Here is an 18,871-nt window from a genome sequence, read left to right on the forward strand (position 1 = left end):
GCGCGTGACAGGCGCGCCAGGTCAGTGATCTACCCAAGTGTACGGCGGCGCGCCAGAGCCGCCACCGCACCGCGAGGCCGTAGTGGGCGGGCTCACCATGCTCCCGCCGACCCGTCACCCGCCGGTCATCGGCCGGTCATCCCGCTCAACGCGTCGTTGGCCAGGAAGACCACCACCAGGCTGATCGCGATCAGCAGACCCAGCGACGCGGCCAGCACGATGACCACCTTCGTGTTGCTGGACCGGGTCGTCGGGGCGTCCTCGGCCCAGCCCTGGGCCAGGATGTGCCCGGTCAGCGAGCCGGAATTCTCCAGCGGGTTGCCCGTCGGGAGCGACACGGTGGCGAAGCCGGGCCCCTCGGTGCCGCCGTAGGCCGTGCCGGCCAGGTCCGGGCCGCCCCGGTAGGGGAGCGGGCCGGGGCGCCCGGCGGCGGGCAGCGCGCTGACCGGGCGGTCCGCGGCCGGCGGCGCGCTGGTCGGGTAGGGGTGGGCGGCGACGCGGCCGCGCCCGGCGGTGCGGTGGTCGGTGGGGTTGGTCGACGGTGGCCAGCTCGGCAGCGCGGGCGCCGGCACCACCGGTGGTGCGGAGACCGGCCCGCCCGCCGGGGTGGCCATGGCGGGCGGGGGCGGGAACGGCGGGGCGGGCATCGGGCCCGGTGGCGGCGGTGGCGCGGGCACCGGCGGCCCGGGCGGCGGCACCGGTGGCCCGGGAATCGGCGGTACCGGCCCGGGCGGCGTCGGCCCGGGCGGTGTCGGCCGGGGCGGCGCGGGCACCGGCGGCGCCGGGGAGGGGGGCTTCGGTGCCGGCACGGGCGGCGCGGGCGAGGGTGGCGTCGGTCCCGGTACGGGCGTGGGAACCGGCTCGGGTTCCGGCGTGGGCGGCACCGGGGGCTGGGCCGGCTCCGGCGGCTGCGCCGGCTCGGGCGGCTCGGGATTGACGGGCCCGGCCCGGTAGATCGTGGTGCCGCCGGCCTTCGCGGCCACCGCGGCGTCGGCGGCGCCCTCCTCGTCGGCGGAGATCCGGCGCAGCCCCGGCACCGAGGCGCTGGCCCGGGCGGATGCCCCCTCGGCCGCGTCGCGCTGCCCCGGCACCGCCGGGCCCGGCGTCGAGGCCTCCGGCGCGGGTGGGGCGGGTGAGGCGGCGACCCGGGCGGATCCGGAGACGGTCGGGGCTGGTGCGCGGCCGGCCGAGGCGTCGTCCGGGGCGGCCGACCGGTCCGGGTCGGGATCGGCGGGCCGCTCGGCGGCGGCGAAGCCGGACCAGGTGGAGGGCGGCGCGACGGTGGCGCCGGGCTGACGCCGGTCCAGCGGCGCCGCCCCCGCCGGGCTGCCCGCCCGGTACGTGGTGGCGGTGGCCGGTGCGGCCGGCCCCTCGCCGTCCGCGGGTGCGGCCGTGGCGGCCACGCTGACCCGGCCGCGGGCCACGCCGGGGCTCGTTCCCACCGAGCCCCCGTCGTCCGTCGGGTCGGCCGCCACCCGGCCCGGTGCGGGATCGGCCGGCCGGTCGGTGCTGGGCACGGATCCCGGATGGACCGTCCCCGCCGGAACCTCTAGCTCGCCCATGCTCGCCTCCGCGCCCACGCTCGCACCCGGACCGCGGCGGGCGGCCCGGGAGTGCCTGGATCTCACCGTGCCACAGATCGGCCCGGCAGCACAGCCGGAGTGGACGGTTGCGGTCAGCCGCTCGTGCTCGGGCTGCTCGAGGTGCCGTCCGAGGTGCTGTCGGTCGGGGCGGCGCTGTCGGTCGGAGCGGGCTCGCTGCTCGTCGCCGGGCTGGTCGACTCGGACGGCGAGGGGTCCGTGCTCGGCGTCGGCGACGGCGAGGGGGACGTGCTCGGCGACGGCGAGGTCGACGGGCTGGTGCTGGTGCTGGGGCTCGGCGTCGTGGTCGTGGGCTTCGGCGTCGCCGTCCGGGTCGGCTTCGGGGTGGCCGTCCGGCTGGGCGTCGGGGTCGGCGTCGGCGTCGTGCCCGGCCTCGGCGGGGTGGTCGTCTGGGTGGGCAGCGGCACCGGGATGGCCGGGGCGGGCACCGCGCCGACGACCCGGGTCGCGGCGTAGAGCCGGGTCCACCGGACGACCGAGATCTTGACGACGTCACCCGTGCGCGGCGCCTCGACCATCTTGCCACCACCGATGTACATCGCGACGTGGTGGATGCTCTGCCAGCTGCTGCCGGAGGCGAAGAAGAGCAGGTCACCCGGGAGCAGGGCGGCGGGATCCACGGTGCGGGAGCGGGTGGCGTAGTACTGGTCCCGGGAGACCCGGGGCAGGTCGTGGTACCCGGCTGACTGGTACGCGGCGAGCATCAGGCCGGAGCAGTCGAACCGGTCCGGTCCCTCCGCCGCCCAGAGGTAGGGGTCACCGAGCTGGGCCAGGGCGTACCGCACGGCGGCCTGCGCCCGCGGGTCGGCGACCAGCCCGCTCACGCTCTGGCTGTTGACGTACGACGCGCCGATCTGCTGCTCGGCGGCGTCCTCGCGCTTCTCGATCTCGACCAGCCGCGCGGCGTTGTCCTTGCGCAGCTTGAGCAGCGCGGCTTCCTGCCGGTGCAGGGCCGCCTCGGCCGTCGCGTACGCGGCGTTGCGCTCCTGGACCCGCGCCTCGGCGGCGGCGTGCGCCTCCCGGGCGATGTTCTCGGCCGCGGTGGCCCGGGCCACCTCGCCGGCCACCGCGGTGGTCGCGCCCTCGGCCTTGTCGCCGCGGGTGATCCGCTGCAGCATGCTGAAGTCGTGCAGGTCGGCGCCGAACTCGCCGGGGGGCAGCGCGGCGGCGGCCTTGACCGCGTCGGCGGCGGCGGCCTTGGCGCTCTCCTGGGCGGCCAGGAGCGCCTCGTGGGCCCGCTGGAGTTCGGTGGCGGCGAGGGCGAGCTGGGCCTGGGCCTCGTCCCGCTGGCCCTTGATCTGGAGCAGGTCGTCGCCGAGCTGACCGACCAGCGCGTCCGCCGCGTTGATCTGGGCGATGAGCGGGCCGTCGCCGGGGTTGGCGGTCGCCGCGCCGGGGGTCGTGCCGAAGGCGCCCGGCAGGCCGGCGCCGGGCAGGCCCGGGACCGAGCCGGGCAGCCGCAGGCCGCCGGCGACGACCGGGCGGGACCCGGTGTCGGGGACCGTGTCGGGCAGCGGTGGTTCGGCCCAGGCCGGGGTGGCCAGCGCGGCGGCGGCCACCGCGCCGAGCAGCGCGGACCAGAGCGCCGGACGCAGCACCGGCGAGATCACCGGGTTTCCGCGTCGCTGTCGTCGGCCCCGTGCGCTGTCGACCATTCCGCTCCCCGTCCGGTCCGGCGTGTTCCGCGCCCTGTTGGGCGCGGTGATCCGGGACGGTACCAGTGTGTGTTCCGCCCCACCCTGTCTTACCTCACGGACGCAGGGATGTCGATGCGCGGAGGGTGACGGTGGGCTGGAAGTCCGGTGAAGTTCATCGCTGGGGTTGACCGGCCCGCCGGACCGTCGGAGGGCCGACGTACGCTCGACCGGGACCGCAGGTGGAAGGGACGTGGCTTTCGATGGACGCCGGACTCAAGCGCGAGCTCGAAGCGAAGGTGTACGCGGGCGAGCGGCTGACCCGCGAGGACGGGATCGCCCTCTACGACAGCGACGACCTCGCCTGGCTGGGCCGGCTGGCCCACCACAAGCGCACCGAGATGAACGGCGACCGGGTGATGTTCAACGTCAACCGGCACCTCAACCTGACCAACGTCTGCTCCGCCTCGTGCGCGTACTGCTCCTTCCAGCGCAAGCCGGGCGAGAAGGACGCGTACACGATGCGCATCGACGAGGCGGTCCGCAAGGCCAAGGAGATGGAGGACGAGCAGCTCACCGAGCTGCACATCGTCAACGGCCTGCACCCGACCCTGCCCTGGCGCTACTACCCGAAGGTGCTGCGCGAACTGAAGGCGGCGCTGCCGAACGTCAAGCTCAAGTGCTTCACCGCGACCGAGGTGCAGTGGTTCGAGAAGATCAGCGGCCTGAGCGCCGACGAGATCCTCGACGAGCTGATGGACGCCGGCCTGGAGTCGCTGACCGGTGGCGGCGCGGAGATCTTCGACTGGGAGGTACGCCAGCACATCGTGGACCACGCCTGCCACTGGGAGGACTGGTCGCGGATCCACCGGCTGGCCCACTCGAAGGGCATGAAGACCCCGTCGACGATGCTCTACGGCCACATCGAGGAACCCCGGCACCGGGTCGACCACGTGCTGCGGCTGCGCGAGCTGCAGGACGAGACCGGCGGCTTCGCGGTCTTCATCCCGCTGCGCTACCAGCACGACTTCGTCGACTCGGCGGACGGCAAGATCCGTAACCGGATCCAGGCCCGGACCACCATGGCCTCGCCGGCCGAGTCGCTGAAGACCTTCGCGGTCTCCCGGCTGCTCTTCGACAACGTCCCGCACCTCAAGAACTTCTGGGTGATGCACGGCCTCTCGGTGGCCCAGCTCTCGCTGAACTTCGGCGTGGACGACCTGGACGGCTCCGTCGTGGAATACAAGATCACCCACGACGCCGACTCGTACGGCACCCCGAACACGATGCACCGGGACGACCTGCTGAACCTGATCTGGGACGCCGGTTTCCAGCCGGTCGAGCGGGACACCCGCTACAACGTGGTCCGGGAGTACGACAAGGCGCCGTCGCTGGCCGAGCGGCGCTCCGAGCCGCAGCAGGTCTGGGCCTGACCCCGGACCGATGACGGAGCAGCAGCGCGCCTTCCCCCGGCGGGACGCCGAGGGCCGCATCCTCGCCCTGGGTGATCTGCTCGGGGTGAGTCTCGCCGGTCTGGTGATCGGGGTGCTGGCGCTGGTGCTCTTCGAGTGGGCGTTCGCCACGATGGGCGCCGGCGGGTTCGGCCGGACCAACGGCTGGCTGGCGGTGATCCTGCCGCTCTGGCTCTTCTGGGACGACTTCCGGGCCTGGGAGTTCGGTGCGGCCCGGGTGATCGCGGCGCTGGTCGCCGGTGTGATCGGGGTGGTCGCCGGGCTGCTGGCGGCCGGGCTGGCGGCCGGGCTGCCGCCGCTGGTCTCCGGCGCGCTGGCCGCGGCGGTCTTCACCCTGGCGTACGCGGTGATCTGGTTTCATGGCGTCCACTGGCTGGCCCGCCGGACGGGCTGAACCTCCCGCACCGGGAGACCGGGCGGCGGAGAACGGAGTGCGAACGTGAGCGCGGCGGTCAAGTACACGCTGGGCCGGATCGGGCTGTTCGTCGGCGTGCTGGCGGCCCTCTGGTTCGTCGAGATGAACATGTTCCTGCGGCTGATGCTGGCGCTGGTGTTCTCCGCCGCGCTCTCCTTCTTCCTGCTCCGCGGCTGGCGGGACGAGATGGCCGGCGAGATGGCCGAGTCGGCGGAGCGTCGCCGCGCGGAGAAGGAACGACTCCGGTCCGCCCTGGCCGGCGAGGACCAGCCGGCCGAGGGCGAGCCCGGCGACCAGCGCCGCTGACCCCGGAACCTCGGCGGCCGGCGCGGACACCAGGCCGCCACTGGATCGCGTGAACCACGGCGGCGACCGTCGGGCCGGAAACGGGGCAGCGGGACCATGGTGCTTCCGGCTAGGGTCGGCCACCGTGATTGAGAAGATCAGTAGCTGGCGGATGAAGTTCTTCCTCTGGGTCGGGCTTCCCGTCATCGCCATCATCGGTTTGGCCATGTCCGCGCCCGATGTCGGGCCGGCCTGGCAGGCGAAGTCCGGCGGCGGCACGGCGGGCACGTTCACCGCGGTCAGCGAGGAGTGCGGTCGCCGCAGTTGCACCTGGCACGGCGACTTCGAAGCCGCCGAGGGCGGCGCAGCGGACGTCATCCTCTACGACGCGCCCGACGGTCTGACCGCGGGTGGCACCGCAGCCGCGCGGGACACCGGGGCAGGCAAGGGGGTCTTCTCCGCCGAGGGCGGTTCCACCTGGCTGCTCGTCACGGGGATCACGCTGGCCGGCGCGCTCGCCGCGATCGCCTGGGTGGTCATCGTGGTCCGCACGATCACCACCCGACGCCGCGACAAGGCCGCGATCGACCGGCTCGCCAGGACGCCGGTACAGGGCTGAGAACACGCGCCCGGCCCGGTCCTGAGCGGACCGGGCCGGGCGTTGTCGTGTCTACCAGTTGGTGGAGCCCGCCACCTGGGGCCAGGCCACGTCGGTCGGCTTGATCAGGTAGGCGATGCCGCCGGAGCCGCTGCCGGTGCCGCCGCTGGCCGTCGTCCGCTTGGTCCGCAGCCAGATCTGCTCGAACTGGTCGCGCTTGTAGACGTTCCGGACCGCCTCGTTGCTGGACGAGGCGGGGTCGTTCGCGATGACGTCGCCGTCGGCGGTGAAGCCGATCACCACCATCAGGTGCCCGGAGGTGCCGTAGCCCGCCCCGTCCAGCTCGCTGGCGAGGAAGGACTGGCTGGTCACCACCGGGATGCCGGCGGCGATGAAGTGCTCCAGCTCGTCCAGCGAGTGCAGCCGGGTCACCTTCGCCTCCAGCCCGGGGAAGCTGGCCGCGTACGCGGTGTTGAACGGCCAGTTGCCGGCGCCCTCGTACTGGTAGTCGTAGGTCATCCGCGCGGCGTGGTCGACCGTCGGGTCCGCGTAGGTCGGGTCCACCCAGGACGTGTCGGCCGCCGACGGCTTGCGGCCCCAGTACTCGACCACCATCTCCGTGGAGGTGGGCGAGCACCAGGCCTCGCCGCCGCCGTCGTACTCCGGGTACTGGCCGGCGTGGATGTTCTGGGAGTAGCGCGGGACGGCCAGTTCGGTGCCCCAGGCGATGTGGCCGGCGCTGGGCGCGACGGTGAACCGGTCCGGCACGTTCGAGCTCATCGCGCCGAGCGAGCGGACCACCGGCGAGGCGGTCTGCGCCGGGTCACGGTAGAGGGTGAGCCGCAGCTGGTACGCGTCGAGCAGCACCCCGGCGCTGGTGTCGTCGATGGAGAACGTGTCGGTCCAGATGCTGGAGGTCTTGTCGCCCTGCTTGTCGACGGTGGTCCGCTTGATGTCGGCGTCGCCGGAGGCCCAGCGCCCCATCACGTACCAGGGGGTCTGGGCGCCGGTGGTGTAGGTGCCCTGGAGCTCGACCTGGATCCAGGTGCCGGCGGGCGTGTCGGCGTTCCAGGAGGCGACCAGCTCGCTGGCGCCGAAGCCGACCTCGGTCAGCGGGGTCGTCCAGGTGCCGTACGCCCAGGTCCGCTTGCTCTTGCTGTGCGGGTCCTTGTACGCGGTCGTGCCGACCGGGGTGCCGAGGGTGAGGCCGGCGGGGGTGACCAGCGTGCCGGCGGCCGTGCCGGCCTGCCAGCCGGCGTCGCCGGACCAGCCCTGCCAGGTGATCTGCTCGTCGTGGGTCACCGACTCGGCGGTGACCTGGGTGACGGCCCCGGCGGGGGCGGTGGTGCCGAGGAGGGCGAGCGCGGTCATGCCGGCGAGGGCGACCGCGCGCAGGGATGTCGTGGCCATGGCAGCTCCACAGGAGAGGCGTCGTTGCCGTTCACTGTCCCGCTTGGAAGGAACTTTCGCCAGATGTTCACGGACGGAAAATCATTGCCGGTGTGAGGAGGCGTTCGGGATGAATCACTATAGCGATGAATGTTGATATGACCATGTGACTGCTGGTGAAGTGTGCGGACAACGGGATCTCCCGTACCCCGAGGAGGTTGTCCATGGCCCTCCACACGTCCCCGCTCCGCCGCCGGCTGGCGCTCGTCGCCGCCGTCGGCCTCGGCCTCGTCACCGTCGTCACCGGCCCGGCCTCCGCAGGGCCGGCCCCGGACCGTTCCGCCGAGCCGGCCGCCGTCGGCTACCGGGTGCTCGGCCCGCGCACCCTCGCCGACCGGAACGCCGTCGCGCGCACCGGCGCGGCGATCGACTACTCCGAACACGGCGTCCTGCACGTCACCGCTACCGGGACCGAGGCCGCCGCGATCACCCGGCTCGGCTTCCGGCTGGAGAAGGACGCCGCGCCCGCCCCCACCGGCGAGGCCGGTACCCTCGCCTTCCCGCCGGCCGACTCCAACTACCACGACTACGCCGAGCTGACCGCGGTGGTGAACCAGGTCGTCGCCGACCACCCGGCCATCGCGAGGAAGACCAGCATCGGCACCTCGTACGAGGGTCGGGACCTGATGGCGGTGAAGATCTCCGACAACGTCGGCACCGACGAGAACGAGCCGGAAATCCTCTTCAACGCCCAGCAGCACGCCCGCGAGCACCTGACCGTCGAGATGGCGATCTACCTGCTCAACCTCTTCACCGACAGCTACGGGACCGACTCCCGGATCACCAACATCGTCAACTCCCGGGAGCTCTGGATCGTCCCCACCGTCAACCCGGACGGCAGCGAGTACGACATCGCCACCGGGTCGTACCGGTCCTGGCGGAAGAACCGGCAGCCGAACAGCGGCTCGTCGTACGTCGGCACCGACCTGAACCGGAACTGGTCCTACCAGTGGGGCTGCTGCGGCGGCTCGTCCGGCTCCACCTCGTCGGAGACCTACCGCGGCCCGTCCGCCTTCTCCGCGCCGGAGACCAGCGCGCTGCGCAACTTCGTCAACAGCCGAGTGGTCGGCGGCGTCCAGCAGATCGAAGCCAACATCGACTTCCACACGTACTCGCAGCTGGTGCTCTGGCCCTTCGGCTACACCACCGCGAACACCCCGACCGGGATGAGCGCGGACCAGTACAGCACCTTCGCCACCATCGGCCAGCAGATGGCGGCCAGCAACGGCTACACCCCGGAGCAGTCCAGCGACCTCTACATCGCCGACGGCACCAGCATCGACTGGATGTGGGCCGCCCACGGCATCTGGGCGTACACCTTCGAGATGTACCCGGGCTCGGCCACCGGGGGCGGCTTCTACCCGCCCGACGAGGTGATCCCCGCGCAGACCTCCCGGAACAAGGAGGCGGTGCTGCTGCTCGCCGAGTACGCCGACTGCCCGTACCGGGCCATCGGGAAGCAGTCCCAGTACTGCGGCACCGGCGGTGGCGGCACCACGGTCTGGTCGGACACCTTCGAGACGGCCACCGGCTGGACCACCAACCCGGCCGGCACGGACACCGCCACCACCGGGGCGTGGGAGCGGGGCGCCGCCCAGGCGACCAGCTCCTCCGGCGCCAAGCAGCTCACCCCGTACGCCGGGAGCAACGACCTGGTCACCGGCCGGCTCGCCGGCACGGCGGCGGGCGAATACGACGTCGACGGCGGGGTGACCAGCGCCCGCTCCCCGGCGGTGACCCTGCCCTCGACCGGGACGCTCACCCTCTCGCTGGCCTGGTACCTGGCGCACGGCTCGAACGCCTCGTCGGCGGACCACCTCCGGGTCAGCGTGCTCCACAACGGCGGCACCACCACGCTGCTGAACGTGGCCGGCGCGGCCAGCGACCGGGACGGTGCCTGGGCGTTGTCGAGCCTCAACCTCACCCCGTACGCCGGCCAGTCGGTGCGGATCCAGGTGGACGCGGCGGACGCCTCCGGCGCCAGCCTGGTCGAGGCGGCCGTGGACAACGTCACCATCACCAGTTCGTGATTCCCCGGGTGGGGCCCCGATCCACCCCCGCGGGGCCCCACCCGGCCCGCCCGTCCGGACGATCTTCGCTGCTCGTGCGCTACCGTGACAGCGACCAACCCGCAGCGAAGCCGGTGCGAAACCGGTGCTGTCCCGCAACTGTGATGCCCCGCACGGCGTCGGCTCCGGCCGGCGCCGACGTGTGTGGGGACGAGCCAGGTCGCCTGCGGCACGGTCGCGACACGCGCTCTCGAGGAAGGGCGCCTCGCGGACGGGCACGCCAAGGCGGTCCCTGTCGGCGAAGCACCACACTCCTCGACCGACAGGAGGACCCCATGTCCAGACGTACCCCCCGGCTCTTCGCCGCGACCCTCGCGGTGGCCGCGTTGGCCCTCGGCGCCTGCGCCGAGAAGACCTCGAACGACACCCCCGCCGCCGGCGGCAGCTCGGCGGCCGCCGCCTTCCCGGTCACCGCCGGCAAGCTGACCCTGGAGAAGCGGCCGGAGAAGATCGTCTCGCTCTCACCGTCGGCGACCGAGATGCTCTTCGCCGTCGGCGCGGGCAAGCAGGTGACCGCCGTCGACGACCAGTCGAACTACCCGGCCGACGCGCCGAAGAGCGACCTGTCCGGCTTCCAGCCGAACGCCGAGGCGATCGCCGGCAAGAGCCCCGACCTGGTGGTGCTCTCCAACGACACCAACAAGATCGTCGACCAGCTCACCACGCTGAAGATCCCGGTGCTGCTCACCCCGGCGGCGACCACCCTCGACGACACGTACCAGCAGATCACCGACCTGGGCGCGCTCACCGGCCACCCGGCGGAGGCGGCCGACGTCACCAGGAAGATGAAGGACGACATCGCCGCGCTGACCAAGGACCTGCCGCAGCGGGCGAAGAAGCTGACCTACTACCACGAGCTGGGCCCGGAGCTGTACAGCGCGACCAGCAAGACCTTCATCGGCTCGATCTACGCCCTCGCCGGCCTGGAGAACATCGCCGACCCGTCGGACGCCGACGGCAAGAACGTCGGCTACCCGCAGCTCTCCCAGGAGGTCATCGTCAAGGCCAACCCGGACTTCGTCTTCCTGGCCGACACCAAGTGCTGCAAGCAGACCCCCGACACGGTCAAGGCGCGCAGCGGCTGGGCCGCCGTCACCGCGGTGAAGAACGACCAGATCGTCGCCCTCGACGACGATGTCGCCTCGCGCTGGGGCCCGCGCGTCGTCGACCTGCTCAAGGCGATCGTCGACGCGACCGCCAAGGTGCCCGCGTGATCCGTCGGTGACCGTGCGACCAGCGGAATACGTAGGCCGGCCGGCCGGGACGCCCGACGCGTCCCGGCCGGCCGGGACGCGGCCGGCCGGACCGGGTGCGACGGTCCGGCCGGCCGGGCTGCGCAAACGGTGGCTGGCCGCCGGAGTCGTCGCCGTCCTCGTCGCCCTGGTCGCCGGGGTGTCCCTCGGGCCGGTCAGCCTGCCGCCCGGCAGCGTCGCCGCCGAGCTGCTCAACCTGCTGCCCGGGGTGCACCTGGAGAGCGGGCTGACCGAACGCGAGATCGCCATCGTCACCGAGCTGCGGCTGCCCCGGGTGGTGCTCGGCCTGCTCGTCGGCGGGCTGCTCGCCCTCGCCGGCGGCTGCTACCAGGGGGTGTTCCGCAACCCGCTGGCCGACCCGTACCTGCTCGGCGTGGCGGCCGGCGCCGGGCTCGCGGTGACCGCGGTGATCGCCCTCGGCGCCGGGGCGGGCGGGGCGCTGACCGGGATGCCGGTCACCATTCCCCTCGCGGCGTTCGTCGGCTCGCTCGGGGCGGTCGCCATGACGTACCTGCTCGGCGCGGCCGGCGGGCGGGACCGGTCACCCGCCACGCTGATCCTGGCCGGGGTGGCGGTGTCGGCGTTCCTCGCCGCCGGGCAGACGTACCTGCTGCAACGCCACTCGGACAACATCCAGCAGGTCTACTCCTGGCTGCTCGGCCGGCTGGCCACCGCCGGCTGGCACGACGTCCGCCTGGTCCTGCCGTACTTCGTGCTGACCGCCGTGGTGGTGCTGCTGCACCGGCGCGAGCTCGACGTCCTCTCCGTCGGCGACGACGAGGCGACCAGCCTCGGCCTGCACCCACAGCGCTCCCGCTACCTGCTGATCGCCGCCGCCTCGCTCGGCACGGCCGCCGCGGTCTCCGCCTCCGGCCTGATCGGCTTCGTCGGCATCATCGTGCCGCACACCGTACGGCTGCTCGCCGGGTCCAGCTACCGGGTGATCCTGCCGCTGTCGATGCTCTTCGGCGGGGCGTTCCTGGCGCTGACCGATGTGGTCGCCCGGACCGCCGCCGCCCCCGCCGAGATCCCGATCGGCGTGGTCACCGCTCTGCTCGGCGGCCCGTTCTTCGTGCTGGTCCTGCGGACCGCCCGCCGGGTGCTCACATGAGCGCGCCGGCGGTCGAGGTCCGTGACCTGCACGTGCGGCTGGGGGGCGCGCCGATCCTGGCCGGCGTCGACCTGACCGTCGCGGCCGGCGAGTGGGTCACCGTGATCGGCCCGAACGGCGCCGGCAAGTCGACCCTGCTGCGCGCCGTCGGCGGCCTGCTGCCCGCGCCGGGCGGGGTCGCCCTATTCGGTACGCCGATCCAGGCGCTGCGCCGCCGGGACCGGGCCCGGGTGGTGGCCACCGTCGCTCAGTCCCCGGTGGTGCCGGCCGGTATGTCGGCGCTCGACTACGTGCTGCTCGGCCGGACCCCGTACATCCCGCCGCTGGGCCGGGAGTCCGCCACCGATCTGGTCGCCGTGCACGAGGTGCTGGACCGGCTGGATCTCGCCGCGTTCGGGCACCGGGAGCTGGCCACCCTCTCCGGCGGCGAGCGGCAGCGGGTCTTCCTGGCCCGGGCGCTGGCGCAGGGCGCCACCCTGCTGCTGCTCGACGAGCCGACCAGCGCGCTGGACATCGGCCACCAGCAGGAGGTGCTGGAGCTGGTCGACCAGCTCCGCCGGGAGCACGGCCTGACCGTGCTCGCCACCATGCACGACCTCTCCGTCGCCGGCGAGTACGCCGACCGGATGGTCCTGCTCGCCGACGGTCGCGTCGCCGCCACCGGCCCACCCCACGAGGTCCTCACCGAACCCCTGCTGGCGAAGCACTACCGCGCCCACGTCCGCGTCATCCCCGGCGACCGCGGCCCCCTGGTGGTCCCCATCCGCCCCCACTAACCCCCTGCCCCTCCCCCCGCTCCCCTCGCTCCCCTCGCTCCCGCGATCTTGCACTTGATGCCCGGCGAAACGGATAGCTGGCGCAAGCCCGGGGCCCCAGGTGCAAGATCGGCGCGGGGAGGGGGTCAGCGGAGGGCGGTGATGGAGAAGAGGGCGCCCTGGGGGTCGCGGAGCGCGGCGGTGCGGCCGGCCGGGATGTCGCGGGGCGGGACGAGGATGGTGCCGCCGAGTTCGGCGGCGCGGGCGGCGGTGGCGTCGGCGTCCTCGACCGCGAAGTAGACCGACCAGTACGCCGGCAGGTCGGCTGGCAGATCCTCCAGCGGCGGCATCATCCCGGCGACCACCCGCGCCCCGCAGCGCCAGCCGGTGTAGGTGACCGGGCCCATCGGCTGCTCCTCCGGCTGCCAGCCGAATACCAGCGCGTAGAACTCCCGCGCCCCCTCCGGATCGGGGGTGACCAGTTCGTTCCAGCACAGCGCGCCCGGAACGTTGAACAACTCCGCACCGCGCATCGCCATCGGCTGCCAGACGCTGAACACCGCGCCGGCCCGGTCGGCGAGGACCGCCATCCGGCCCTGGTCGAAGACGTCGAACGGGGTGACCAAGACCTGCCCGCCGGCCGCCTCGACCCGGGTGGCGACCAGGTCGGCGTCGTCGGTCGCCACGTACGTCGACCAGATCGGCACCTGGTCGGGGGTGGCCGGCGGGCCGACGCCGGCGACCGACCTGCCGTTCTTGAGGAAGACGGTGTACCCGCCCGCCTCCGGCTCGGGGGAGGCCCGGCCGGTCCAGCCGAACAGCTCCGGATAGAACCGCTTCGCGTCCTCCAGGCCGGGGGTGGCCAGGTCGGCCCAGCAGGGCGTGCCGGGCTCGACGCCGTTCACGGTGACCCCTCTCGCCGGTGGCGGCCCGACGGCACGCCCTGCCGGCATCGTGGCACCGTCCCCGGGCCCGCCGGGCCGGTTCCGGACAAAACGTCAGGTGAAGCGGCGTCCCTCGTCCCGCCGGTACGCCCACCCGGCGACCGCCGCCAGCACGACGATCCAGACGCCGAGCATCACCACCGAGACCCGGTCGGGCCGCCAGTCGGTGGTCGCCGCCCACATCAGCTCGACCGCGCCCCGGGTCGGCAGAAAGGGGGCGATCGCCTGGATGAAGCCGGGCGCGTCGTCCGGGCCGGAGAGCAGCCCGCCGCCGAAGGCGAGCGGGAAGAAGATGATCTGCGCGACCACGATCGCCGCCTTGCTCGGCAGCGAGTAGCCGACAGCCAGCCCCATCAGGGTGAACGGCACAGAGACCGCGGCGACCGTGGCCGCGCCGAGCAGGAGCTGCACCGGGGTGACCCGGGCCGCGGTGGCCACCGCGGCGATCACCACCACCGGCAGCATCGACAGGTACGTCAGCACCAGGCCGGCCAGGATCCGGCCGGCCAGGCGCGGGGCCGGTCCGGCCGGCAGGGTCCGGGTGTACGGGTTCCAGGGCTGGTCGCGGTCCTCGGCGACGCCGACGCCGTACTGGAAGATGTTGGCGCTCATCACCGCGAAGGTGACCATGGCGCCGGTGGCGTAGGTGGCGCCGACCGCGTCGTCAGCGGCGAACGGCACCACGAAGAAGAGCATCGCGGCGGCGGGGAAGAACGCGCTGCCGAAGACCGCCACCGGGATCCGGAGGGTCTCCAGCAGCTGGTAGCGCGCGTGAACCAGGGCGAGCGGCACGGATGCTCCTAGACGGTGGTGGTCGCGGGCCGGTCGTCGGCGGTGATGGCGAGGAACGCCTCCTCCAGCGAGGTGGGGCGTACCTCCAGGTCGTGGAACGCGACCCCGGCGGTGACCAGGTCGCGGACGAGCTGGTCGGCGTCGGTGGTGAGCAGGTGGGTACGCCCCTCGGACCGCTCGGTGGCGACCACGCCCGGCAGCGGCGGCAGGTCGCCGGCGACGAGGCTGACGCGGCGTACACCGACGATGCCGCGGACGGCGTCCACCGTGTCGTCCGCGAGCACCCGGCCGTGGCCCATCACCACCACCCGGTGCGCGAGCGCCTCCACCTCTTCCAGGTAGTGGCTGCTCAGCAGGACCGTGCCGCCGTCAGCGTGGAAGCCCCGGATGGCCTCCCAGAGGGTGTGCCGCGCCTCGACGTCCAGCCCGGTGGTCGGCTCGTCGAGAATGACCAGCCCGGGCCGGCCGACGAAGGCGAGGGCGACCGCGAGCCGGCGGCGCTGGCCGCCGGAGAGGCCGCCGGTCTGCCGCCGCACCTGCTCGGTGAGGCCGAACTGGTCGAGCAGCTCGTCCCGGGGGACCGGGTCGGGGAAGTGCGCGGCGACGAAGTCCACCACCTCGCCGACCCGCAGCGTCCCGGGCAGCCCGGTCTCCTGCGGGGTCACCCCGATCAGCCGCCGGCTGGCCGGGTCGCGGGGGTCGCCGCCGAAGAGCTCCACCCGGCCGGCGGTCGGGCGGCGCAGCCCGACCAGCAGGTTGAGCAGGGTGCTCTTGCCGGCGCCGTTCGGGCCGAGCAGGCCGACCAGTTCGCCGGCGTGCACGGTCAGGTCGACCCGGTCCAGGGCGAGCACGTCGCCGTAGCGGCGGGTGGCCTGGTCGGCGCGGGCGAGCACGTCGCCGGGGATTGTCGCGGTTGCGGGCGCGATGTCGGGCACGGCTCCTGTATAGCCGATCCGGACCACCACGGGCGCCGGTGGTATCGGTTGTCGCCGATCTCCGGTAGGTTCCGGCGCATGCGGATGCGTGCGCTCACCTCTCTCGTCCTGGCCGCCGCCGTCATCGCCACCGGTTCCGGGGCCGCCTGGCACCCGGAGCCCGACTGGCAGCTCACCGAGACGGGGGTGACCGCCCGGCTGCGCGGGCTCGCCCCGGTCGACGGCCGGGTGGCCTGGGCCAGCGGCAGCGCCTCCACCGTGCTACGTACCGTCGACGGTGGACGGCACTGGGCGCAGGTGGGGCCGACCACCGACGTACCGCTGCAGTTCCGGGACATCGAGGCGTTCGACGCGCTCCGGGCGGTGGTCCTGTCGATCGGGCCGGGCGGCGAGTCCCGGGTCTACCGCACCGACGACGGCGGGCAGAGCTGGGCCGAGACCTTCCGCAACGCCGACGTCGCGGCCTTCTACGACTGCCTCGCCTTCTTCGACGACCGGCACGGGCTGGCCCTGTCGGACCCGGTGGACGGCCGGTTCCGGCTGGTCGCCACCGCCGACGGCGGCCGCTCCTGGTCGGTGCTGCCGACCGCCGGCATGCCCGCCGCGCTGCCCGGCGAGTTCGCGTTCGCCGCGAGCGGCACCTGCCTGGTCACCGCCGACCACGACCCGGACCGGGCCTGGTTCGCCACTGGCGGCGGGGCGACCGCCCGGGTGTTCCGCACCGACGACCGGGGGCTGAGCTGGCAGGTCGCCGACACCCCGGTGCCCGGCGGCCCGTCCGCCGGCATCTACTCGCTGGCGTTCCGCGACCCCCGGCACGGCATCGCGCTGGGCGGGGACTACGCCACCCCGACCAGCGCCCCGGACGGCGCGGTCCGCTCTACCGATGGCGGTCGCACCTGGACGGTCGCCGCCGCACAGCCCGGCGAGTACCGGTCCGGGGCGACCTGGGCGCCCGGCGGCGCCGCCCTGGCGGTGGGCCCGACCGGCAGCGACGTCAGCCGGGACGGCGGCCGGACCTGGCGGCGCTTCGACACCGGCAGCTTCGACGCGGTCGAGTGCACCCCGACGGGCGCCTGCTGGGCCTCCGGCGAGCTGGGGCGGGTGGCCCGGCTGAGCTGGCGCTGACCGCTCAGCCGAGCGGCTCCGGCAGCGGCTCGCGGTGCAGCACCGAGAGCCGGGAGACCGCCCGGGTCAGCACCACGTAGAGGCGGTGCAGCCCGCGCGGCTCCGCCGCGACGATCGCCGCCGGCTCGACGACCACGACGTGGTCGTACTCCAGGCCTTTGACCAGGGTCGCGGGCACCACGGTGACGCGCGCCGCGGCCGCCACGTCGTCGGCGCTCGCGGTCTCGACGCCCGCGTCGGCGAGCGCCGCCCGGAGCCGGTCCACCGTGTCCTCGGCGGCGATCACGCCGACCGAGCCGTCGTGCGCGAGCGCCGCCCGCACCTCGGCCACCGTCGCCACGGTCAGGTCGGCCACGGTACGCACGTCCAGGCCGCCGTCGCGGCGCAGCGACTCGGCCGGCGGTACGTCGACGGCGAGCGCCGGCAGCAGCCGGTTGGCGAACGCGACCACCACCGTCGGCACCCGGAAGCCGACGCTCAGCGGCACCACCACCGCGTCCGGCTTGCCGAGGTGGGCCAGGGACTCCCGCCAGTCGCTGGCGGCCCACGGCGCGGTGCCCTGGGCCAGGTCGCCGAGGAGCGTGATCGAGCCGTGCTCGCTGCGCCGGGCGATGGCCCGGCACTGCATCGGGGAGAGGTCCTGCGCCTCGTCGACCACCACGTGGCCGAAGCCGGCCGGCCGCTCGATCAGCCCGGCCGCCTCGTCGATCAGCACCGCGTCGGCGGCCGTCCACTTCGTGGCCTTCGGCGTCCGGCCGAGCTTCGTCCCGGTCGCCGTCCGGCCGCTCCGCCGCCCGGCTGCCCCGTCGGTGGCCGCGCCGTCGCCCGTCTCCGCCGCCGGTCCGGCGGTGACCGCCGAACCGAGCAGCAGCGCCTGCTCCTCGGCGGTGAGCAGGCCGTCCGCGGCGGCGGCGAGCGCGTCCGGGTCGCTGAGCAGGGTGTGCACCAGCCCCTCGGGGGTGAGCGCCGGCCAGACCGCGTCGAGGAAGGCGGTGACCGGCTTCGCCTTGGCCATCCGGCGCAGCCAGGCGTCGCTGGGTGACTCGGCGCGGCGCGCCTCGGACTGGCGTTGCAGCAGCCCGACCACGCGGGCCCGGACGCGTTCCCGGCCGGTGGCGTAGGGCAGCCCTTCCCGGCGGGTCTCCTCGACCACCCGGTGCAGCGGGTCGAGGCCGATCCGCCAGCGGAACGATCCGTCCGAGACCATGATCGGCTCGGTCGGCGTACCGATGTGCGCGTCGACGGCGCGGCGCAGCACCTCGGCCATCCGGACGTCGTGCTTGAGGGTGGCGACGGCCGGGTCGTCGACGGCCCGTACCGGCGCCCGGACGACCAGGTCCTCCACGGTCGCCTGCGCGACCTCGACCTCGCCGAGCGCCGGCAGCACCGCCGCGATGTACGACAGGAAGGCCCGGTTCGGCCCGACGATCAGCACCCCGGAGCGGCGCAGCCGCTCCCGGTGCAGGTAGAGCAGGTACGCGGCCCGGTGCAGCCCGACGGCGGTCTTACCGGTGCCCGGCGCCCCCTGGACGCAGATCGAGTCGGCCAGGTCGGCGCGGACCAGCTCGTCCTGCTCGGGCTGGATGGTGGCGACGATGTCCCGCATCGGCCCGACGCGGGGCCGCTCGATCTCGGCGGTGAGGATCCGGCTGGCGGTGCCCAGCTCCTCGCCCCGGTCCAGGTGCTCGTCCTCGAAGCTGGTCAGCAGGCCGCTGCTGAAGCCGAACCGCCGCCGGACCGCGACGCCCTGCGGGTCCCGGGCGCTGGCCCGGTAGAACGAGCGGGAGACCGGGGCCCGCCAGTCCAGCACCAGCGGCTCGCCCGCCTCGTCGGTGACGTGCCGCCGCCCGACGTGGTAGTCCCGCCCGGCGTGGTCCGGGTCGGCGTCGCCGAAGTCGAGCCGGCCGAAGAAGAGCGGGGTGGTCGGGTCGTCGGCGAGTTCGGCGACCCGCCGGGCGAGGGTGCGGCCCAGCATCTCCGCCGCGTACGGGTCGCCGGCGACCTGCTCGCCGCCGGCGAAGAGGGCTTCGGCGCGTTCCCGCATCCGGCGCAGCGCGGCCCGGGAGGTGTCCAGGTGGGCGCGTTCGGCGGCGAGCTGGGTGTCCAGCTCGTCGCGGGGTGGGGTGTCGGGTCGGGCGGGCAGGCTGGCGCGGTGGGGTTCGGCGGCAAGGGTCATCCGAGGCGACCTTCCGGTGCGTTCGTGTGATCGGTTGACCTGGGCCGCCCGGCGCTCCGTCAGACGCGGTGCCGGCTGTGCCCGGTGGCGAGGTGGCGCGCGGCCTCGCGCGCGGCGCTCCACGTTACGCCTCGTCGTGGCCGCGGGCCACGCATTTTCCGGTTGCGGCGGGGCGATGGTGGCTGGTTCCGCCGCTACGGACGCCCGACCGGGCCCGGCCGGTCGGACCACGCGGAGCGGGAGCGGGATCATAG

The 18,871-nt window shown here is 74.1% G+C and carries 16 protein-coding genes and 1 riboswitch; of the genes, 9 read left to right on the plus strand and 7 right to left on the minus strand.

The features are described from left to right. Nucleotides 1–125: 125 nt before the first annotated feature. Both EV384_RS05650 and EV384_RS05655 read right to left on the minus strand, forming a co-directional pair. On the minus strand, nt 126–1,562 hold the full coding sequence (locus tag EV384_RS05650; protein WP_130330785.1) for a hypothetical protein: 1,437 nt from the start codon (nt 1,560–1,562) through the stop codon (nt 126–128). Nucleotides 1,563–1,675: 113 nt separating this feature from the next. After that, nucleotides 1,676–3,256: a C40 family peptidase gene (locus EV384_RS05655; RefSeq protein ID WP_165439879.1), complete on the minus strand. Its 1,581-nt coding sequence runs from the start codon at nt 3,254–3,256 to the stop codon at nt 1,676–1,678. Nucleotides 3,257–3,498: 242 nt separating this feature from the next. Here EV384_RS05655 and mqnE point away from each other — a divergent pair, with 242 nt between their 5' ends. From mqnE to EV384_RS05675, 4 genes are all read left to right on the plus strand, one after another. Next, entirely contained in the window at nt 3,499–4,668 is a 1,170-nt protein-coding gene (gene mqnE, locus EV384_RS05660) for an aminofutalosine synthase MqnE (protein ID WP_130330789.1), read from the plus strand. A 10-nt stretch (nt 4,669–4,678) separates the two neighbouring features. Then, on the plus strand, nt 4,679–5,101 hold the full coding sequence (locus tag EV384_RS05665) for a hypothetical protein (protein ID WP_130330791.1): 423 nt from the start codon (nt 4,679–4,681) through the stop codon (nt 5,099–5,101). Nucleotides 5,102–5,146: 45 nt separating this feature from the next. Beyond that, complete coding sequence (locus EV384_RS05670) at nt 5,147–5,428, plus strand: DUF4229 domain-containing protein (RefSeq protein ID WP_130330793.1); 282 nt, start codon at nt 5,147–5,149, stop codon at nt 5,426–5,428. A gap of 124 nt (nt 5,429–5,552) precedes the next feature. Then, nucleotides 5,553–6,026: a hypothetical protein gene (locus EV384_RS05675; protein WP_130330795.1), complete on the plus strand. Its 474-nt coding sequence runs from the start codon at nt 5,553–5,555 to the stop codon at nt 6,024–6,026. A gap of 51 nt (nt 6,027–6,077) precedes the next feature. On the opposite strand, the gene EV384_RS05680 is transcribed toward EV384_RS05675, so the two are convergent. Further along, on the minus strand, nt 6,078–7,415 hold the full coding sequence (locus EV384_RS05680) for a peptidase C39 family protein (RefSeq protein ID WP_130330797.1): 1,338 nt from the start codon (nt 7,413–7,415) through the stop codon (nt 6,078–6,080). Nucleotides 7,416–7,618: 203 nt separating this feature from the next. On the opposite strand from EV384_RS05680, the gene EV384_RS05685 reads away from it, so the two are divergent. From EV384_RS05685 to EV384_RS05700, 4 genes are all read left to right on the plus strand, one after another. Further along, the gene (locus EV384_RS05685) at nt 7,619–9,484 is read left to right on the plus strand and encodes a M14 family metallopeptidase (RefSeq protein WP_130330799.1); all 1,866 of its coding nucleotides are present in this window, start codon (nt 7,619–7,621) and stop codon (nt 9,482–9,484) included. Nucleotides 9,485–9,593: 109 nt separating this feature from the next. Continuing rightward, a riboswitch (cobalamin riboswitch) is annotated at nt 9,594–9,683 on the plus strand. Between the two features lie 115 nt (nt 9,684–9,798). Beyond that, nucleotides 9,799–10,737 carry an ABC transporter substrate-binding protein gene (locus EV384_RS05690; protein ID WP_130330801.1) on the plus strand — a complete coding sequence of 313 codons (939 nt, stop codon included), beginning with the start codon at nt 9,799–9,801 and terminating at the stop codon, nt 10,735–10,737. Nucleotides 10,738–10,744: 7 nt separating this feature from the next. Continuing rightward, entirely contained in the window at nt 10,745–11,887 is a 1,143-nt protein-coding gene (locus EV384_RS05695; protein ID WP_423202888.1) for a FecCD family ABC transporter permease, read from the plus strand. Next, nucleotides 11,884–12,663: an ABC transporter ATP-binding protein gene (locus EV384_RS05700; RefSeq protein WP_130330803.1), complete on the plus strand. Its 780-nt coding sequence runs from the start codon at nt 11,884–11,886 to the stop codon at nt 12,661–12,663. Before EV384_RS05695 ends, EV384_RS05700 begins: the two co-directional genes overlap by 4 nt. Before the next feature lie 125 nt (nt 12,664–12,788). Here EV384_RS05700 and EV384_RS05705 read toward each other — a convergent pair whose 3' ends face one another. From EV384_RS05705 to EV384_RS05715, 3 genes are read right to left on the minus strand one after another with little or no spacing between them, the layout of a single operon-like run. Beyond that, nucleotides 12,789–13,595, minus strand: coding sequence for a VOC family protein (locus tag EV384_RS05705; protein ID WP_423202889.1), 807 nt, complete (start codon nt 13,593–13,595; stop codon nt 12,789–12,791). Between the two features lie 45 nt (nt 13,596–13,640). Beyond that, nucleotides 13,641–14,378 (minus strand): ABC transporter permease, encoded by a 738-nt coding sequence (locus EV384_RS05710; protein WP_130330807.1) that lies wholly within the window; start codon nt 14,376–14,378, stop codon nt 13,641–13,643. An 8-nt stretch (nt 14,379–14,386) separates the two neighbouring features. After that, entirely contained in the window at nt 14,387–15,313 is a 927-nt protein-coding gene (locus EV384_RS05715; RefSeq protein ID WP_242623952.1) for an ABC transporter ATP-binding protein, read from the minus strand. A gap of 78 nt (nt 15,314–15,391) precedes the next feature. Here EV384_RS05715 and EV384_RS05720 point away from each other — a divergent pair, with 78 nt between their 5' ends. Further along, nucleotides 15,392–16,441, plus strand: coding sequence for a WD40/YVTN/BNR-like repeat-containing protein (locus EV384_RS05720; RefSeq protein ID WP_130330809.1), 1,050 nt, complete (start codon nt 15,392–15,394; stop codon nt 16,439–16,441). Between the two features lie 4 nt (nt 16,442–16,445). Here EV384_RS05720 and EV384_RS05725 read toward each other — a convergent pair whose 3' ends face one another. Next, on the minus strand, nt 16,446–18,617 hold the full coding sequence (locus tag EV384_RS05725) for a HelD family protein (RefSeq protein WP_130330811.1): 2,172 nt from the start codon (nt 18,615–18,617) through the stop codon (nt 16,446–16,448). Nucleotides 18,618–18,871 lie beyond the last annotated feature (254 nt).

This window comes from Micromonospora kangleipakensis, assembly GCF_004217615.1.
GTDB classification, from domain to species: Bacteria; Actinomycetota; Actinomycetes; order Mycobacteriales; family Micromonosporaceae; genus Micromonospora; species Micromonospora kangleipakensis.

Excerpts from the sequence above, each read along its gene's own strand:
- EV384_RS05650 (WP_130330785.1), bottom strand. The coding sequence starts at position 1,562 with ATGGGCGAGCTAGAGGTTCCGGCGGGGACGGTCCATCCGGGATCCGTG.
- EV384_RS05655 (WP_165439879.1), bottom strand. The coding sequence starts at position 3,256 with ATGGTCGACAGCGCACGGGGCCGACGACAGCGACGCGGAAACCCGGTG.
- mqnE (WP_130330789.1), top strand. The coding sequence starts at position 3,499 with ATGGACGCCGGACTCAAGCGCGAGCTCGAAGCGAAGGTGTACGCGGGC.
- EV384_RS05665 (WP_130330791.1), top strand. The coding sequence starts at position 4,679 with ATGACGGAGCAGCAGCGCGCCTTCCCCCGGCGGGACGCCGAGGGCCGC.
- EV384_RS05680 (WP_130330797.1), bottom strand. The coding sequence starts at position 7,415 with ATGGCCACGACATCCCTGCGCGCGGTCGCCCTCGCCGGCATGACCGCG.
- EV384_RS05685 (WP_130330799.1), top strand. The coding sequence starts at position 7,619 with ATGGCCCTCCACACGTCCCCGCTCCGCCGCCGGCTGGCGCTCGTCGCC.
- EV384_RS05690 (WP_130330801.1), top strand. The coding sequence starts at position 9,799 with ATGTCCAGACGTACCCCCCGGCTCTTCGCCGCGACCCTCGCGGTGGCC.
- EV384_RS05700 (WP_130330803.1), top strand. The coding sequence starts at position 11,884 with ATGAGCGCGCCGGCGGTCGAGGTCCGTGACCTGCACGTGCGGCTGGGG.
- EV384_RS05705 (WP_423202889.1), bottom strand. The coding sequence starts at position 13,595 with ATGCCGGCAGGGCGTGCCGTCGGGCCGCCACCGGCGAGAGGGGTCACC.
- EV384_RS05720 (WP_130330809.1), top strand. The coding sequence starts at position 15,392 with ATGCGGATGCGTGCGCTCACCTCTCTCGTCCTGGCCGCCGCCGTCATC.
- EV384_RS05725 (WP_130330811.1), bottom strand. The coding sequence starts at position 18,617 with ATGACCCTTGCCGCCGAACCCCACCGCGCCAGCCTGCCCGCCCGACCC.